Here is a 13,213-nt window from a genome sequence, read left to right on the forward strand (position 1 = left end):
GGGGAGCTGCCCGGCGTCGGTCCGTCGCTCCGACGGGGGATGCGGAGCGCGTACGCAGTATGTCACGGCAACCCCGTCGCCCGGCACTGGAACTACACGATTGATCTGAGCTTTTCTTGAGCTTGGCACACGGTCATGCAGCCGTCCCACCCTGTCCCCGCTGCTCAGCTCCCGGAACGGATTCCGCCTGCGCCTCCTCCGGCCGCGGCGGGGTGATCATCGGCCGCGTCGGCGTGGCGATGAACGTCGAGGGAAGCGACGGCGGCCGCTCACGGCCCGCGTTCGCGATCACCACGGCGATATAGGGGAGCAGCGCTCCGGCGACGAGCGCCACGATGGCGACGTACCGCTCGACGTTCCACAGGGAGACCGCGAGGATCACCGACACCGTGCGGATCGTCATCGAGATGACGTACCTGCGCTGCCGGCCCCGTACGTCCTCGGCGAGTCCCGTCCGGGCCCCGGTGATCCGGAACACCTGGACGCTGCCGCCGTGCTGTTTCCGCATCACATTCCACCATCCGCCCACATCGGCCCTGCCCGACCTTCTTACGTTACGCCGCGGCTGCACCGGCCACGAGACCGGGGCGCCCGCTGCCTGCGGCGACGCCACCGGCCCTGCCGCGCACGGGTGAAGTCGACATGCGCCGTACGGCGCACCGACCCACACTGTGCGTAATGCTCACGTCGAGCCGTACGAGGAGGCAGCCATGGGCTGGTTGTGGGCGATCATCGTGGGATTCGTGCTGGGCGTGATCGCCAAGGCGGTCATCCCGGGCAAGCAGCACAGCCCCCTCTGGCTGACCACCATCTGCGGCATGCTCGGCGCCATCGTGGGCAACGCGGTCGCCCGCGCCGTGGGCGTCGCCTCGACCCGGGGTATCGACTGGAGCCGCCACATCTTCCAGCTCGTGGCCGCGATCATCATCGTCGCAGCCGTGGACGCCCTTTACATGGCGACGCTGGGGAAGAGGAAGCAGGAGAGAGCGGGAGCGTGAACGCAGTCGGGCGGGACAGCGCCCTGAACCGGAGCGCCCCGTAAGGGGCGCTCACCAGTCCACCCACGCCCCCGCGGCGCTCAGGCGCCCAGGACCTCCACCGCGGCGAGGTTCTTCTTCCCCCGCCGCAGCACCAGCCACCGCCCGTCCAGCAGATCCTCGGACGAGGGCACCGCGTCCTCGGCGACGACCTTCACGTTGTTCACGTAGGCCCCGCCCTCCTTCACCGTCCGCCGCGCAGCGGACTTGCTGGCGACGAGCCCCACCTCGGCGAACAGGTCGACCACCGGACCCAGCTCGGCGACCTGGATGTGCGGCACCTCGGCCAGCGCCGCGGCCAGCGTCGCTCCGTCCAGCTCGGCCAGCTCACCCTGCCCGAACAGGGCACGGCTCGCGGCGATCACCGCGGCCGTCTGGTCGGCGCCGTGCACCAGTGTCGTCAGCTCTTCGGCGAGCGCCCGCTGCGCGGCCCGGGCCTGCGGTCGCTCCTGCGTCTGCCGCTCCAGCTCCTCGATCTCCTCACGGGACCTGAAGCTGAAGATGCGCAGGAACTTCGAGATGTCCCGGTCGTCCGCGTTCACCCAGAACTGGTAGAACGCGTACGGCGTCGTCATCTCGGGGTCGAGCCACACCGTGCCCGACTCGGTCTTGCCGAACTTGGTGCCGTCCGCCTTGGTGATCAGCGGGGTGCCGAGCGCGTGCACCACGGCGCCCTGCTCCACCCGGTGGATCAGGTCCGTGCCCGACGTCAGGTTGCCCCACTGGTCGCTGCCGCCGGTCTGCAGGGTGCAGCCGTACCGCCGGTACAGCTCCAGGAAGTCCATGCCCTGCAGGATCTGGTAGCTGAACTCGGTGTAGCTGATGCCGGCGTCGGAGTTGAGCCGCCGGGCGACGGCCTCCTTGGCGATCATCTTGTTGACCCGGAAGTGCTTGCCCATGTCCCGCAGGAACTCGATGGCCGACATGCCCTGGGTCCAGTCCAGGTTGTTGACCATGATCGCTGCGTTCGGGCCCTCGAAGTCCAGCAGAGGGGCGATCTGAGCGCGCAGCCGCTCCACCCACTGGGCGACGACCTCCGGAGAGTTCAGCGTCCGCTCGGCGTTCGGCTTCGGGTCACCGATCAGACCGGTGGCCCCCCCGACCAGGCCCAGCGGGCGGTTGCCCGCCTGCTGGATCCGGCGCATGGTCAGGATCTGCACGAGGTTGCCAAGGTGCAGGCTGGGCGCGGTCGGGTCGAAGCCGCAATAGAACGTGACGGGGCCGTCCGCGAACGCCTTGCGCAGTGCGTCCTCGTCCGTGGAGAGGGCGATGAGCCCGCGCCACTTCAGCTCGTCGACGATGTCCGTCACGGTTCTCGTATCTCCTTGATGGTCTTCGGGCAGTCGATCGACTACCGCCTACGAGGTTATACGCCCTGACTGACAGAGCTCATGTTGAAATCCGGGATCCGCAGCGCGGGCATCGCGGCCCTGGTGAACCAGTCGCTCCACTCCCGCGGCAGCGTCTTTTCGGTGCGCCCCGCCTCCGTGGCCCGCCGCAGCAGGTCCACCGGCGACTCGTTGAACCGGAAGTTGTTCACCTGCCCGGTCACCTCGCCGTTCTCCACGAGGTAGACGCCGTCCCGGGTCAGGCCCGTGAGCAGCAGCGTGGCCGGGTCGACCTCGCGGATGTACCACAGGCAGGTCAGCAGCAGCCCGCGCTCGGTGCCCGCGACCATGTCCTTGAGCGAGCGGCCGTCCCCGCCGTCCAGGATCAGGTTCCCGAGCACCGGGGCGACCGGCAGCCCGGTCAGGCCCGCGCTGTGCCGGGTGGTGGGCAGGTGCCTGAGCACACCCTCGCTGATCCACTCCGTCGCGTGGGTCGGCAGCCCGTTGTCGAACACGGACTGGTCCCCGCCGGAGGAGTGGGCGACCACGAAGGGCGGGCACTCCAGGCCCGGCTCGTTCGGGTCGCTGCGCAGGGTCAGCGGCAGCTCGGCGAGCCGCTCGCCCACGCGCGTGCCGCCGCCCGGCCTGGAGAACACCGTCCGGCCCTCGGCCGCGTCCCGGCCCGACGCCGACCACAGCTGGTAGATCAGCAGGTCCGCGACGGCCGTGGGCGGCAGCAGCGTCTCGTAGCGCCCGGCGGGCAGCTCCACGCGCCGCTCGGCCCAGCCGAGCTGTACGGCCAGTTCCGCGTCGAGCGCGCCGGGGTCGATGTCCTTGAAGTCCCGCGTGGCGCGGCCCGCCCAGGCCGAGCGCGTGCGGTCGGGCGACTTGGCGTTCAGCTCCAGAGTGCCGGTGGGCTGGTCGTGCCGGAGGCGCAGCCCGGTGGACGTGCCCAGGTACGTCGACACCAGCTCGTGGTTGGCGAAGCCGTACAGCTCACGGCCGCCCGCACGCGCGCGTGCGAACGCCTCGCCGAGCGCCGGGGCGAAGTCGGCGAACACCGCGGAGGAGGTCTCGGCGGGCGCGTCCGCGAAGTCCGGCGACTGCGGCACGCCCCCGACCAGCGGCTGCGCGTCCTCGGCGGGCCCCGCGCCGCGCGCGGCGGTCTCGGCGGCGCGCACCAGCGGCTCCAGTTCCTCCGCCGTGACCGCCGAGCGCGACACGACACCGGAGGCCGTGCCCTCCTTGCCGTCCACGGTCGCGATCACGGTGAGCGTACGGCCGCGGGTCACGCCGTTCGTGGTGAGCGCGTTGCCCGCCCAGCGCAGGTTGGCCGTGGAGTGCTCGTCGGCGATGACGACACAGCCGTCGGCCCGGGACAGCGCGAGCGCCTGCTCGACGATCTCGTGCGGCTTGTTCGTACGGGCGCTCATCGACCGGCCTCCTGCGTGGTGTTGAGGATGTTGACGCCCTTGAAGAGGGCGGACGGGCACCCGTGCGACACGGAAGCGACCTGCCCCGGCTGGGCCTTGCCGCAGTTGAAGGCGCCGCCGAGCACATAGGTCTGCGGACCGCCGACGGCCGTCATGGACCCCCAGAAGTCGGTGGTCGTGGCCTGGTAGGCGACGTCCTTCAGCTGTCCGGTGATCCGGCCGTTCTCGATCTTGAAGAAGCGCTGTCCGGTGAACTGGAAGTTGTACCGCTGCATGTCGATCGACCAGGACCGGTCGCCGACCACGTAGATGCCCCGGTCGACGCTCCCGATCAGACCCTCGGTGGACAGCCCCGCCGGGTCCGGCCGCAGCGAGACGTTGGCCATGCGCTGCACCGGCACATGCGCGGGGGAGTCGGCGAACGCGCACCCGTTGGACCGGTCGAACCCGGTCAGCCGCGCGATCCGCCTGTCCAGCTGGTAGCCGACCAGTGTGCCGTCCTTCACCAGGTCCCAGGACTGCGCCTCGACGCCCTCGTCGTCGTATCCGACGGTCGCGAGGCCGTGCTCGGCGGTGCGGTCGCCGGTGACGTTCATCAGCTCGGAGCCGTACCGCAGCTTGCCCAGTTGGTCGAAGGTGGCGAAGGAGGTGCCGGCGTAGGCGGCCTCGTAGCCGAGCGCGCGGTCCAGCTCCGTCGCGTGTCCGATGGACTCGTGGATGGTCAGCCACAGGTTGGACGGGTCGACCACCAGGTCGTACAGGCCCGGCTCCACGCTCGGCGCCCGCATCTTCTCGGCGAGCAGCTCCGGGATCCGCTCCAGTTCCTCGTCCCAGTCCCAGCCGGTGCCGGTCAGGTACTCCCAGCCCCGTCCCACGGGCGGCGCGATGGTCCGCATGGAGTCGAACTCCCCGCTGGAGTCGTCGACCGACACCGCGGTCAGCTGCGGATGCAGCCGCACCCGCTGCTGGGTCGTCACGGTTCCGGCGGTGTCGGCGTAGAACTTGTTCTCGTGCACGGTGAGCAGGGAGGCGTCCACATGGTTGACGCCGTTCGCGGCCAGCAGCCGGGTGCTCCAGTCCGTGAGCAGCGCGACCTTCTCCTCGTCCGGCACGGAGAACGGATCGATCTCGTACGACGAGATCCACGTCCTGTCGGCATGCACCGGCTCGTCGGCCAGCTCCACCCGCTCGTCGGACCCCGCCGCCTTGATGACCTGAGCGGACAGTTTGGCCATGGCCACCGCCTGGGAGGCCACCTTGGCGGCCGCGTCCATGGTCAGGTCCACACCGGACGCGAAGCCCCACGTACCGCCGTGCACGACCCGCACCGCGTACCCGAGGTCGGTGGTGTCCGACGATCCCGCGGGCCTCGCGTCCCGCAGCCGCCAGGACGCGCTGCGCACCCGCTCGAGACGGAAGTCCGCGTGCTCGGCCCCGAGCGCACGCGCGCGTGCCAGCGCGGCGTCGGCGAGGGACCTTAGCGGAAGCGCCGTGAAGGCTTCGTCGATGGAATGAGGCACGGAGGTCTCCCTGCTGTCGTGGCCTGTCGGGTCCGATCATGACGCGGACGCGGCCCCGCGGACTACACGGTTTCGGTCCCGGCCGGATCCTTTCTGTAGGGATCCGACAGGGACTCACCCGAGCCACTGTGGGTGCCCGCTTCCCCGAGCGTGCGGTGCGACCGATAGGTTTTCGATGAAGCCGCCTGTCATCGACGTGTTCGGGCGGGCAGTCCGACCGCTTCAGACCGCTATCGAAAGGGTGATCCGTTGAGCCGCTCGGTTCTCGTCACCGGAGGAAACCGGGGCATCGGCCTCGCCATCGCCCGCGCGTTCGCCGACGCAGGCGACAAGGTCGCGATCACATACCGCTCGGGTGAGCCGCCGGCCGGCTTCCTGGCGGTCAAGTGCGACATCACCGACCCGGAGCAGGTGGAGCAGGCCTACAAGGAGATCGAGGAGCAGCACGGTCCGGTCGAGATACTGATCGCCAATGCCGGTGTGACCAAGGACCAGCTGCTGATGCGCATGTCCGAGGAGGACTTCACCTCGGTCATCGACACCAACCTCACCGGCACGTTCCGCGTCGTCAAGCGGGCCAACCGCGGCATGCTGCGCGCCAAGAAGGGCCGCGTCATCCTGATCTCGTCCGTGGTCGGCCTGCTCGGCTCGGCGGGCCAGGCGAACTACGCCGCCTCCAAGGCCGCCCTGGTCGGCTTCGCGCGCTCCCTCGCCCGTGAACTGGGCTCGCGCAACATCACCTTCAACGTCGTCGCGCCCGGTTTCGTCGACACCGACATGACCAAGGTGCTCAGCGACGAGCAGCGCCAGAACATCGTCTCGCAGGTGCCGCTCGGCCGTTACGCGCAGCCGGAGGAGATCGCCGCGACGGTGCGGTTCCTCGCCTCGGACGACGCCTCGTACATCACTGGAGCCGTCATTCCCGTTGACGGCGGACTGGGAATGGGTCACTGATCACCATGAGCGGAATCCTCGAGGGCAAGCGCGTACTGATCACCGGTGTGCTGATGGAGTCCTCCATCGCCTTCCACGCGGCCAAGCTGGCGCAGGAGCAGGGCGCGGAGATCATCCTGACCGCGTTCCCGCGGCCCACCCTGACCGAGCGCATCGCCAAGAAGCTGCCGAAGCCCACCAAGGTCATCGAGCTGGACGTCACCAACGACGAGCACCTCGGGCGGCTGGCCGACATCGTCGGCGAGGAGCTGGGCGGCCTCGACGGCGTCGTGCACTCCATCGGCTTCGCGCCGCAGGACGCGCTCGGCGGCAACTTCCTCAACACCCCGTTCGAGTCGGTGGCCACCGCCATGCACGTCTCGGCGTACTCCCTGAAGTCGCTCACCATGGCCTGTCTGCCGCTGATGCAGAACGGCGGCTCGGTCGTCGGCCTCACCTTCGACGCGCAGTTCGCCTGGCCGCAGTACGACTGGATGGGCCCGGCCAAGGCGGCCCTGGAGGCGACCAGCCGCTACATGGCCCGCGACCTGGGCAAGCAGAACATCCGCTGCAACCTCATCTCCGCGGGCCCGATCGGCTCCATGGCCGCCAAGTCCATCCCGGGCTTCGGCGAACTGGCCTCCGTGTGGGACTCCCGCTCCCCGCTGGAGTGGGACCTGAAGGACCCGGAGCCGGCCGGCCGCGGCATCGTCGCCCTGCTGAGCGACTGGTTCCCGAAGACCACCGGCGAGATCATCCACGTCGACGGTGGTCTGCACGCGATCGGCGCGTGACCGCTGCCGCTCAGGCATGACCGACGGCCGAGGCCCGCGTCCCCTCGGGGACGCGGGCCTCGGCCGTGCCAGAGGGGGCGAGGAGGTGGTTCCCGGGGAGGGGAGCGCCGACGGGGGTATGGCGGCCGGGGTGGCGGCATGGATTCCAGGGACGGGGACGGGGGCGGGGACGCGACGACCGGGAGGTGCGGCGAGGGGCCGGGGGCGGCGGATGCGGCCAGGTGACGGCGCATGTCGAGGCGCGGGGCGTCACCCGTTCGGCCCACCGGCCGGGCGCCCCCGGTTCGGGCGGCACACCCTGGACACGAGCGTCCACCCTGCGCGTCCCTCCCCAGCCCGGCCGAGGAGGTCCCCTTGTGCGCCTGTCCCGAAGCCTGGCCCCGGTGACCGTGGCCCTGGCCCTCGTGCTCTGTCTGCCGTACGACGCGGTGCCCTACGCGCGCGTGGCCGATGGAAAGCCGCACGCGCGCGTGGACGACGGAAAGCCCCTCGCGCGCGTGGCCGACGGAAAGCCCCCCGCGCCGAGTCTCTTCGGGGCCGCCTGCCGTACGACCGTCCGCGGCTCCCATGCGGTGGCCTACTGCCACAACCCCTATGTCGACACCGATCGCGTGCGACTGCACATCGAGTGCGCCCGCTGGTGGGACATCGACACCGACAGCGCACCGGTGGACATCGGGCCCGCCATGACCGTACGGCTCACGGGCCGGTGCTGGAAGGAGATCCGCACGGTGTGGATCAGCCACCAGAACGAGCACTGAACCGGCACAGGAACGGATAACTCGCGGCCTCGGCGGCCGCCGCCTCCGCGTCCCCGGCGCGGATCGCGTCCACCAGGCGCCTGTGCTCCATGTACGTCTCCGGAGTCAGCTCCGCGCCCACGTCCGCGCGCAGCCAGTCCCGCAGCACCTCGCCCAGATCGGCGTACATCGCGATGATCACGTCGTTGTGCGAGGCGGCCACGACGGCCAGGTGGAAGGTGGCGTCGGCGGTCACGAAGGTCTCCGCCTCGCCGGTCTCCCAGGCGACCTCGCGCCGGTCCAGCAGCGCGTCCAGCTGCTTGAGGTCCTTCTCGGTGCGCCGCTCGGCCGCCAGCTTCGCCGCGGCCGACTCCAGCGCGGCGCGCAGCTCGGCGATGTGCCGGGGATCGGCGTCGGCGAACCGGCGGTGCATCACACCGGCCAGCTCACTCGTCGCCACCACGTAGGTGCCCGAGCCCTGCCGGATGTCCAGCAGGCCGTTGTGGGCGAGCGCGCGGACGGCCTCGCGGACGGTGTTGCGGGCGACGCCCAGCTGCTCGACCAGTTCCGGCTCCGTGGGGATGCGTGAGCCGACCGGCCACTCGCCGGAGGTGATCTGGTTGCGCAGTTCGGCGATGACCTGCTCGGACAGCGCCGAACGGCGCGGGTGGCTCAGGGGCATGGCACACCTTCGCACGCGAGGCCCGGGCGGGGATGCCACGGGGATGGACAACCAATCATCCCATGATTCTATGATGGCTCTCATGGAGCGTGAGGAAACCCGGGCAGTGGACACCCGTACGGCGATGTCACCGACGGAACGCGGTACGGCCGCCACGACGAGCACCCCGGAGACGGCCCCCGGCGCCGGCCACACGCGCGCGTGGGCGACCCGGCTGGTGGTCGTCGGCATCGTCCTGTCCGCGGTGAACCTCCGCCCGGCCATCACGAGCCTCGGCGCGCTCCTGGAGGAGGTCCGCGACGGACTCGGCATGAGCGGCAGCGTGGCCGGCCTGCTCACCTCCGTGCCCCCGCTCTGCTTCGCGGTCTTCGGCATCACCGCGCCCCGGCTGGCCCGCCGCTTCGGTCCGGCCGCCGTGGTGTGCGCCGGCATGGCCGCCATCACGGCGGGCCTGCTGATACGGCCGTACCTCGGCAATACGGCCGGCTTCCTGGCGGCCAGCGCGCTCGCCCTGATGGGCATCGCCGTCAGCAACGTGCTGATGCCGGTCATCGTCAAGCGCTGGTTCCCCGACCGGGTCGGCTCCATGACCGGCCTGTACTCGATGGCCCTCGCCCTCGGCACCTCCGTCGCCGCCGCCGTGACCGTGCCCCTGACCGACGCCCTCGGCGGCAGGTGGCAGTCCGGACTCGCCGTGTGGGCCGCCCTCGCGGGCGCCGCCGTCCTGCCCTGGCTGCCGCTCCTGAAGGACCGCGACGGCGACTCCGCGCCCGCACGGCCGCGGCAGCAGCGCATGCAAGAGCCGCACACCGGGCAGCAGCGCGCGCCGCTGCGCATCACCCGCAGCCGCACCGCCTGGGCGCTCGCCGTCTTCTTCGGCCTCCAGGCCACCGCCGCCTACATCACCATGGGCTGGATGCCGCAGATCTTCCGCGACGCCGGAGTCCCGGTCGGCACCGCGGGCGTGCTGCTCGCCGTCACCATGGTGATGGGCGTCCCGCTGGCGTTCGTCATCCCGCGAGTCGCCACCCGGCTGCCCCATCAGGGGCCGATCGTGCTGGTCCTGGGCGCGTGCGGGCTCGCCGGGTACGCCGGCCTGTACGTCGCCCCGGCTGCCGGCGCCTGGGCCTGGGCGCTGCTGCTCGGCGTCTCCAACTGCGCCTTCCCGCTGGCCCTGACGATGGTCGGCATGCGGGCCCGGAGCGGGCCGGGCGTGGCCCAGCTGTCCGCGTTCGCGCAGAGCACCGGCTACCTCATCTCCATCCCCGGCCCGCTGCTGGTCGGCGTGCTCTACCAGCACAGCGGCGGCTGGGGCCTGCCGATCGCCCTCATGACGGGCCTGATGCTGCCCCAGATGGCGGTCGGCTTCCTGGCGGGCCGCAACCGCACGGTGGAGGACGAGGCGACCCGCTAGCGGGCGCGGGGCCCGGCCGTCCCAAGGGCGAGCGCGGGCCCCCTCGCACGCCCCCCCGTCCGAGGTCTGTCCATGGACGGGGCAGTCCGGGGGTTCGTGCGCGGCGACACACGCCCCCGGCCGATCCCCGCGGAGCCCAGGGTGCGAGACTGGGCGCATGCAGCCTGTGCTCGACCCGAACCCGCAGAACGGCCAGAAGAAGATGCTGCTCGTCTTCGGCTCGTTCTTCGCCATCTTCGTGATCATCGGCATCATCGCGACCCTCGCCTCACCCTGACGGCCGCGTCCGACCGGCGCTTCCCGGCGGATGGTGGGGTTGTCCCCACCATCCCCTAGGGGGAAAGGGTCAGGGTCAACTGGGTGGAAGCCCGGATGGGTTGGCGGCCCCCGATTCCGTAGCTTCGAGTGGTGACCGCAGGACACGGTCACGGACCCGTTCGAAGACCCACGGAGGCGAACATGTCGGCCCGCACCCTCTCCCGGCCCCACCCGGCGACCACGGGCGGCGTCGACATCCGGCTGCCCTGGTGGGCCCTCGCCCTGCCCGCGCTCGCCTTCGTCGCACTGCTGGCGCTGATACTGAACCCGTCGGACGCCCACGCGGCGAGCGGCGACCCCGCGATCACGCACCTCTTCGAGCGCGCCCACCAGCTCCTCACGCGCTGACCAGGAGCCCCCGCACGCGGTGAATCCGCATGTCAACTCCCTGCGCCGCATGGCCTGTTTCATGCGAAGCTGGGTCCCATGAGCGCCGCAGAACCTCGCAGTATCGTCCTCCTCCGGCATGCGAAAGCCGACTGGCCCCAGGTGTCCGACCACGAGCGCCCGCTCGCCGAGCGGGGCCGCACGGACGCCGCGGTCGCCGGACGCAAGCTGGCCGACACCGGCATCACCTTCGACCTCGCCCTCTGCTCCACCGCCGTCCGGACCCGCGAGACCTGGAAGCTCGCCGTCCACGAACTGGCGCACCGGCCGAAGACCGTCTACGAGGAGCGGGTCTACGAGGCCTCGCCCGGCGAACTGATCGCCGTGCTGAACGAGACTCCGGACGACGTGCGGAACGTGATCCTCATCGGCCACAACCCGGGCATCCACGGCCTGGCCGACATCCTGTCCGGCACGGCCGAGGGCGATGCCCGCGAGCGGATGAACCGCCGCGGCTTCCCGGCCGCCGGTTTCGCGCTGCTGTCCTTCGACGGCCCCTGGAAGAGCCTGGAGCCGGCCGTGGCCACGCTCCAGGACTACTGGGCGCCCGCCGAGTGACCTCACCCATGCGCAGGGGCCCGGCACCTCCGCGGTGCCGGGCCCCTGCCGCGTCCGGGCCGGTTCAGCCCTCGTCGTGCGTGTCGGCCGCCTCGACCTCTTCGCGGGTGACACCCAGCAGATACAGGACCGTGTCGAGGAACGGGAAGTTCACCGCCGTGTGTGCCGCTTCGCGGACCACCGGCTTGGCGTTGAAGGCGACGCCCAGACCGGCCGCGTTCAGCATGTCCAGGTCGTTGGCGCCGTCGCCGATCGCCACCGTCTGCGACAGCGGCACCCCGGCCTCCGCGGCGAACCGGCGCAGCAGCCGCGCCTTGCCCGCACGGTCCACGATCTCGCCGGTGACCCGTCCGGTGAGCCTGCCGTCGACGATCTCCAGCGTGTTGGCCTGTGCGAAGTCCAGGCCCAGCCGTTCCTTCAGATCGCCCGTGACCTGGGTGAAGCCACCGGAGACGACCCCGACCTGGTAGCCCAGCCGCTTCAGCGTGCGGATCAGCGTGCGGGCGCCCGGCGTCAGCCGTACCTCGTTGCGCACCTTCTCCACCACGGAGGCGTCCAGCCCCTTCAGCAGCGCCACGCGCGCGTGCAGCGACTGCTCGAAGTCCAGCTCCCCGCGCATCGCCGCCGCCGTCACCTCGGCGACCTTGTCCTCGCAGCCGGCGTGCGCCGCGAACAGCTCGATGACCTCGTCCTGGATCAGCGTGGAGTCCACGTCCATGACCACCAGACGCTGAGCCCGCCGGTGCAGGCCCGCCGCGACGACCGCGACATCGACACCCAGTGCCGCCGCGTCCGTGACCAGGGCCGTGCGCAGCGGCTCGGTCTCCACGCCGGAGACGGCGAACTCCACCGCGGTCACCGGGTACTTGGCGAGTCGGAAGATACGGTCGATGTTGCCGCCGGCCTTCGCGATCCGGTCGGCGATGGCGGCCGTCGACTCGGCGGTCAGCGGATGGCCGAGCACGGTCACCAGCGAACGCCCGAGGCCGCGCGGCCGGTTGTCGCCGTGCCCCGAGATGATCTCCGCCTGCATCTTCATCGACTCGGCCCAGCTGTGCACAGTGGCCCGCAGATCGCCCTCGAGACCCGCCGGGGGCTGCGTCACCAGCGCGCACAGCACCAGGCGGCCCCGGGTGACGACCTGCTCGATGTCGACCACGTCGACGAGGTAGGCGGCAAGGGTGTCGAAGAGGCCTGCCGTGATGCCCGGCCGGTCCTTGCCGAAGATCTTGACGAGGAGGGTGGGGACCTCGGGGGTCTGCGAAGCGGAGGTCTGCGAAGCGCTCATGGTGTCACCACCGTATCCGGCACCCAGTGCCGTCCGCCGCCGAGGTCCGACTGACGGACACGGAACAATGGATGTCGCGCCGGTGTCAGGGATCTTGCCACCGGGAGACACCGCCCGCCCGCACTGGCGGCTGCTCCCGGCCCCACCACGACTGTGCCACGAGATGCCCCGCGGGGCAGGACACGCGTTCCTGCCCGCCCCGGCCGGCTCACCCGCGGCGCTTCGGCTTCCCCGGCGGTGCCGGGGGCGGTGGCGGAGGGGGCGGCGGTGGCCATTCGGTGCCGTCCGACCCCTGCGCACGGTCGCCGCGGCGCGCTGTGGGACGGCGCGGGGGCGGCGGGGGAGCGGCGTCGAGCGGCTGGGCGATGGTCGGGGCGCCGTACATGTCGTCCCCGGCGGCCGTCGGCCCGGCACCCGGCGGTTCCTCGCGCAGGTCCTGCGGTTTCCCCTGGCGGTCCTCCGGTACCCGGAGATAGGGATTGGTGTCCGGGTTCGGCGGCCGGTACGGCGTGCCCGGCGCATACGGCCCGACACCGGCGCCGGATCCGGGACGACCGGCAGCCGGGGCCCCGGGGCCACCGTACGGCGCGGGCCCCGCCGCACCTCCGCACCCCGGGCTCTCGGCCGCCCCACCGTCGGCAGCGCCGTACACCGGACTTCCGCCGGCACTCTCGTACCCGATCCCCTCGGCCGCCCCACCGTCGGCAGCGCCGTACACCGGACTTCCGCCGGCACTCTCGTACCCGATCCCCTCGGCCGCCCCACCGTCGGCAGCGCCGTA

At 71.4% G+C, this 13,213-nt stretch carries 14 protein-coding genes and 1 pseudogene; 8 read left to right on the plus strand and 7 right to left on the minus strand.

The features are described from left to right. Positions 1–133: 133 nt before the first annotated feature. Positions 134–508: a DUF3099 domain-containing protein gene (locus ACWC2T_RS25545; RefSeq protein ID WP_450672679.1), complete on the minus strand. Its 375-nt coding sequence runs from the start codon at positions 506–508 to the stop codon at positions 134–136. A 202-nt stretch (positions 509–710) separates the two neighbouring features. Between ACWC2T_RS25545 and ACWC2T_RS25550 the strand changes: the two genes are divergently transcribed. Then, entirely contained in the window at positions 711–998 is a 288-nt protein-coding gene (locus ACWC2T_RS25550) for a GlsB/YeaQ/YmgE family stress response membrane protein (protein ID WP_450672680.1), read from the plus strand. A gap of 80 nt (positions 999–1,078) precedes the next feature. Here the strand turns inward: ACWC2T_RS25550 and tyrS are convergent, their stop codons facing one another. The 3 genes from tyrS to ACWC2T_RS25565 are packed head-to-tail and all read right to left on the minus strand — an operon-like array spanning position 1,079 to position 5,318. Then, on the minus strand, positions 1,079–2,347 hold the full coding sequence (gene tyrS, locus ACWC2T_RS25555; RefSeq protein WP_450672681.1) for a tyrosine--tRNA ligase: 1,269 nt from the start codon (positions 2,345–2,347) through the stop codon (positions 1,079–1,081). 56 nt (positions 2,348–2,403) lie between these two features. Then, positions 2,404–3,798, minus strand: coding sequence for a metallopeptidase TldD-related protein (locus ACWC2T_RS25560; RefSeq protein ID WP_450672682.1), 1,395 nt, complete (start codon positions 3,796–3,798; stop codon positions 2,404–2,406). Then, entirely contained in the window at positions 3,795–5,318 is a 1,524-nt protein-coding gene (locus ACWC2T_RS25565) for a TldD/PmbA family protein (protein WP_450672683.1), read from the minus strand. Before ACWC2T_RS25565 ends, ACWC2T_RS25560 begins: the two co-directional genes overlap by 4 nt. A 249-nt stretch (positions 5,319–5,567) precedes the next feature. Here ACWC2T_RS25565 and fabG point away from each other — a divergent pair, with 249 nt between their 5' ends. The 3 genes from fabG to ACWC2T_RS25580 all read left to right on the plus strand — a co-directional run bounded on the left by fabG (position 5,568) and on the right by ACWC2T_RS25580 (position 7,806). Continuing rightward, positions 5,568–6,272, plus strand: a complete 705-nt coding sequence (gene fabG, locus ACWC2T_RS25570) for a 3-oxoacyl-[acyl-carrier-protein] reductase (protein ID WP_351209536.1) — start codon at positions 5,568–5,570, stop codon at positions 6,270–6,272. A 5-nt stretch (positions 6,273–6,277) separates the two neighbouring features. After that, positions 6,278–7,045, plus strand: coding sequence for an enoyl-ACP reductase FabI (fabI, locus tag ACWC2T_RS25575; RefSeq protein ID WP_450672684.1), 768 nt, complete (start codon positions 6,278–6,280; stop codon positions 7,043–7,045). A 356-nt stretch (positions 7,046–7,401) separates the two neighbouring features. Continuing rightward, complete coding sequence (locus ACWC2T_RS25580) at positions 7,402–7,806, plus strand: hypothetical protein (protein ID WP_450672685.1); 405 nt, start codon at positions 7,402–7,404, stop codon at positions 7,804–7,806. On the opposite strand, the gene ACWC2T_RS25585 is transcribed toward ACWC2T_RS25580, so the two are convergent. Continuing rightward, positions 7,784–8,467, minus strand: coding sequence for a FadR/GntR family transcriptional regulator (locus ACWC2T_RS25585; protein ID WP_450672686.1), 684 nt, complete (start codon positions 8,465–8,467; stop codon positions 7,784–7,786). The genes ACWC2T_RS25580 and ACWC2T_RS25585 overlap by 23 nt on opposite strands. An 82-nt stretch (positions 8,468–8,549) precedes the next feature. Between ACWC2T_RS25585 and ACWC2T_RS25590 the strand changes: the two genes are divergently transcribed. From ACWC2T_RS25590 to ACWC2T_RS25605, 4 genes are all read left to right on the plus strand, one after another. Further along, positions 8,550–9,881, plus strand: a complete 1,332-nt coding sequence (locus ACWC2T_RS25590; protein WP_450672687.1) for a CynX/NimT family MFS transporter — start codon at positions 8,550–8,552, stop codon at positions 9,879–9,881. Between the two features lie 157 nt (positions 9,882–10,038). Further along, positions 10,039–10,158, plus strand: coding sequence for an SGM_5486 family transporter-associated protein (locus ACWC2T_RS25595; protein ID WP_450672688.1), 120 nt, complete (start codon positions 10,039–10,041; stop codon positions 10,156–10,158). 182 nt (positions 10,159–10,340) lie between these two features. Beyond that, positions 10,341–10,547: a hypothetical protein gene (locus ACWC2T_RS25600; RefSeq protein ID WP_450672689.1), complete on the plus strand. Its 207-nt coding sequence runs from the start codon at positions 10,341–10,343 to the stop codon at positions 10,545–10,547. 78 nt (positions 10,548–10,625) lie between these two features. Further along, the gene (locus tag ACWC2T_RS25605) at positions 10,626–11,144 is read left to right on the plus strand and encodes a SixA phosphatase family protein (RefSeq protein ID WP_388754506.1); all 519 of its coding nucleotides are present in this window, start codon (positions 10,626–10,628) and stop codon (positions 11,142–11,144) included. Positions 11,145–11,208: 64 nt separating this feature from the next. On the opposite strand, the gene serB is transcribed toward ACWC2T_RS25605, so the two are convergent. Together serB and ACWC2T_RS25615 are read right to left on the minus strand one after the other, a co-directional pair. Next, entirely contained in the window at positions 11,209–12,432 is a 1,224-nt protein-coding gene (gene serB, locus ACWC2T_RS25610; protein ID WP_450672690.1) for a phosphoserine phosphatase SerB, read from the minus strand. Positions 12,433–12,640: 208 nt separating this feature from the next. Further along, a pseudogene (locus tag ACWC2T_RS25615) lies at positions 12,641–13,213 on the minus strand (streptophobe family protein); the annotation flags it as partial.

Source organism: Streptomyces sp. NPDC001393 (assembly GCF_053597455.1).

Bases quoted from the DNA above. Each gene is read 5' to 3' on its own strand.
- ACWC2T_RS25545 (WP_450672679.1), bottom strand. From the start codon at position 508: ATGCGGAAACAGCACGGCGGCAGCGTCCAGGTGTTCCGGATCACCGGG.
- ACWC2T_RS25550 (WP_450672680.1), top strand. From the start codon at position 711: ATGGGCTGGTTGTGGGCGATCATCGTGGGATTCGTGCTGGGCGTGATC.
- ACWC2T_RS25560 (WP_450672682.1), bottom strand. From the start codon at position 3,798: ATGAGCGCCCGTACGAACAAGCCGCACGAGATCGTCGAGCAGGCGCTC.
- fabI (WP_450672684.1), top strand. From the start codon at position 6,278: ATGAGCGGAATCCTCGAGGGCAAGCGCGTACTGATCACCGGTGTGCTG.
- ACWC2T_RS25585 (WP_450672686.1), bottom strand. From the start codon at position 8,467: ATGCCCCTGAGCCACCCGCGCCGTTCGGCGCTGTCCGAGCAGGTCATC.
- ACWC2T_RS25590 (WP_450672687.1), top strand. From the start codon at position 8,550: ATGGAGCGTGAGGAAACCCGGGCAGTGGACACCCGTACGGCGATGTCA.
- ACWC2T_RS25595 (WP_450672688.1), top strand. From the start codon at position 10,039: ATGCAGCCTGTGCTCGACCCGAACCCGCAGAACGGCCAGAAGAAGATG.
- ACWC2T_RS25600 (WP_450672689.1), top strand. From the start codon at position 10,341: ATGTCGGCCCGCACCCTCTCCCGGCCCCACCCGGCGACCACGGGCGGC.
- ACWC2T_RS25605 (WP_388754506.1), top strand. From the start codon at position 10,626: ATGAGCGCCGCAGAACCTCGCAGTATCGTCCTCCTCCGGCATGCGAAA.
- serB (WP_450672690.1), bottom strand. From the start codon at position 12,432: ATGAGCGCTTCGCAGACCTCCGCTTCGCAGACCCCCGAGGTCCCCACC.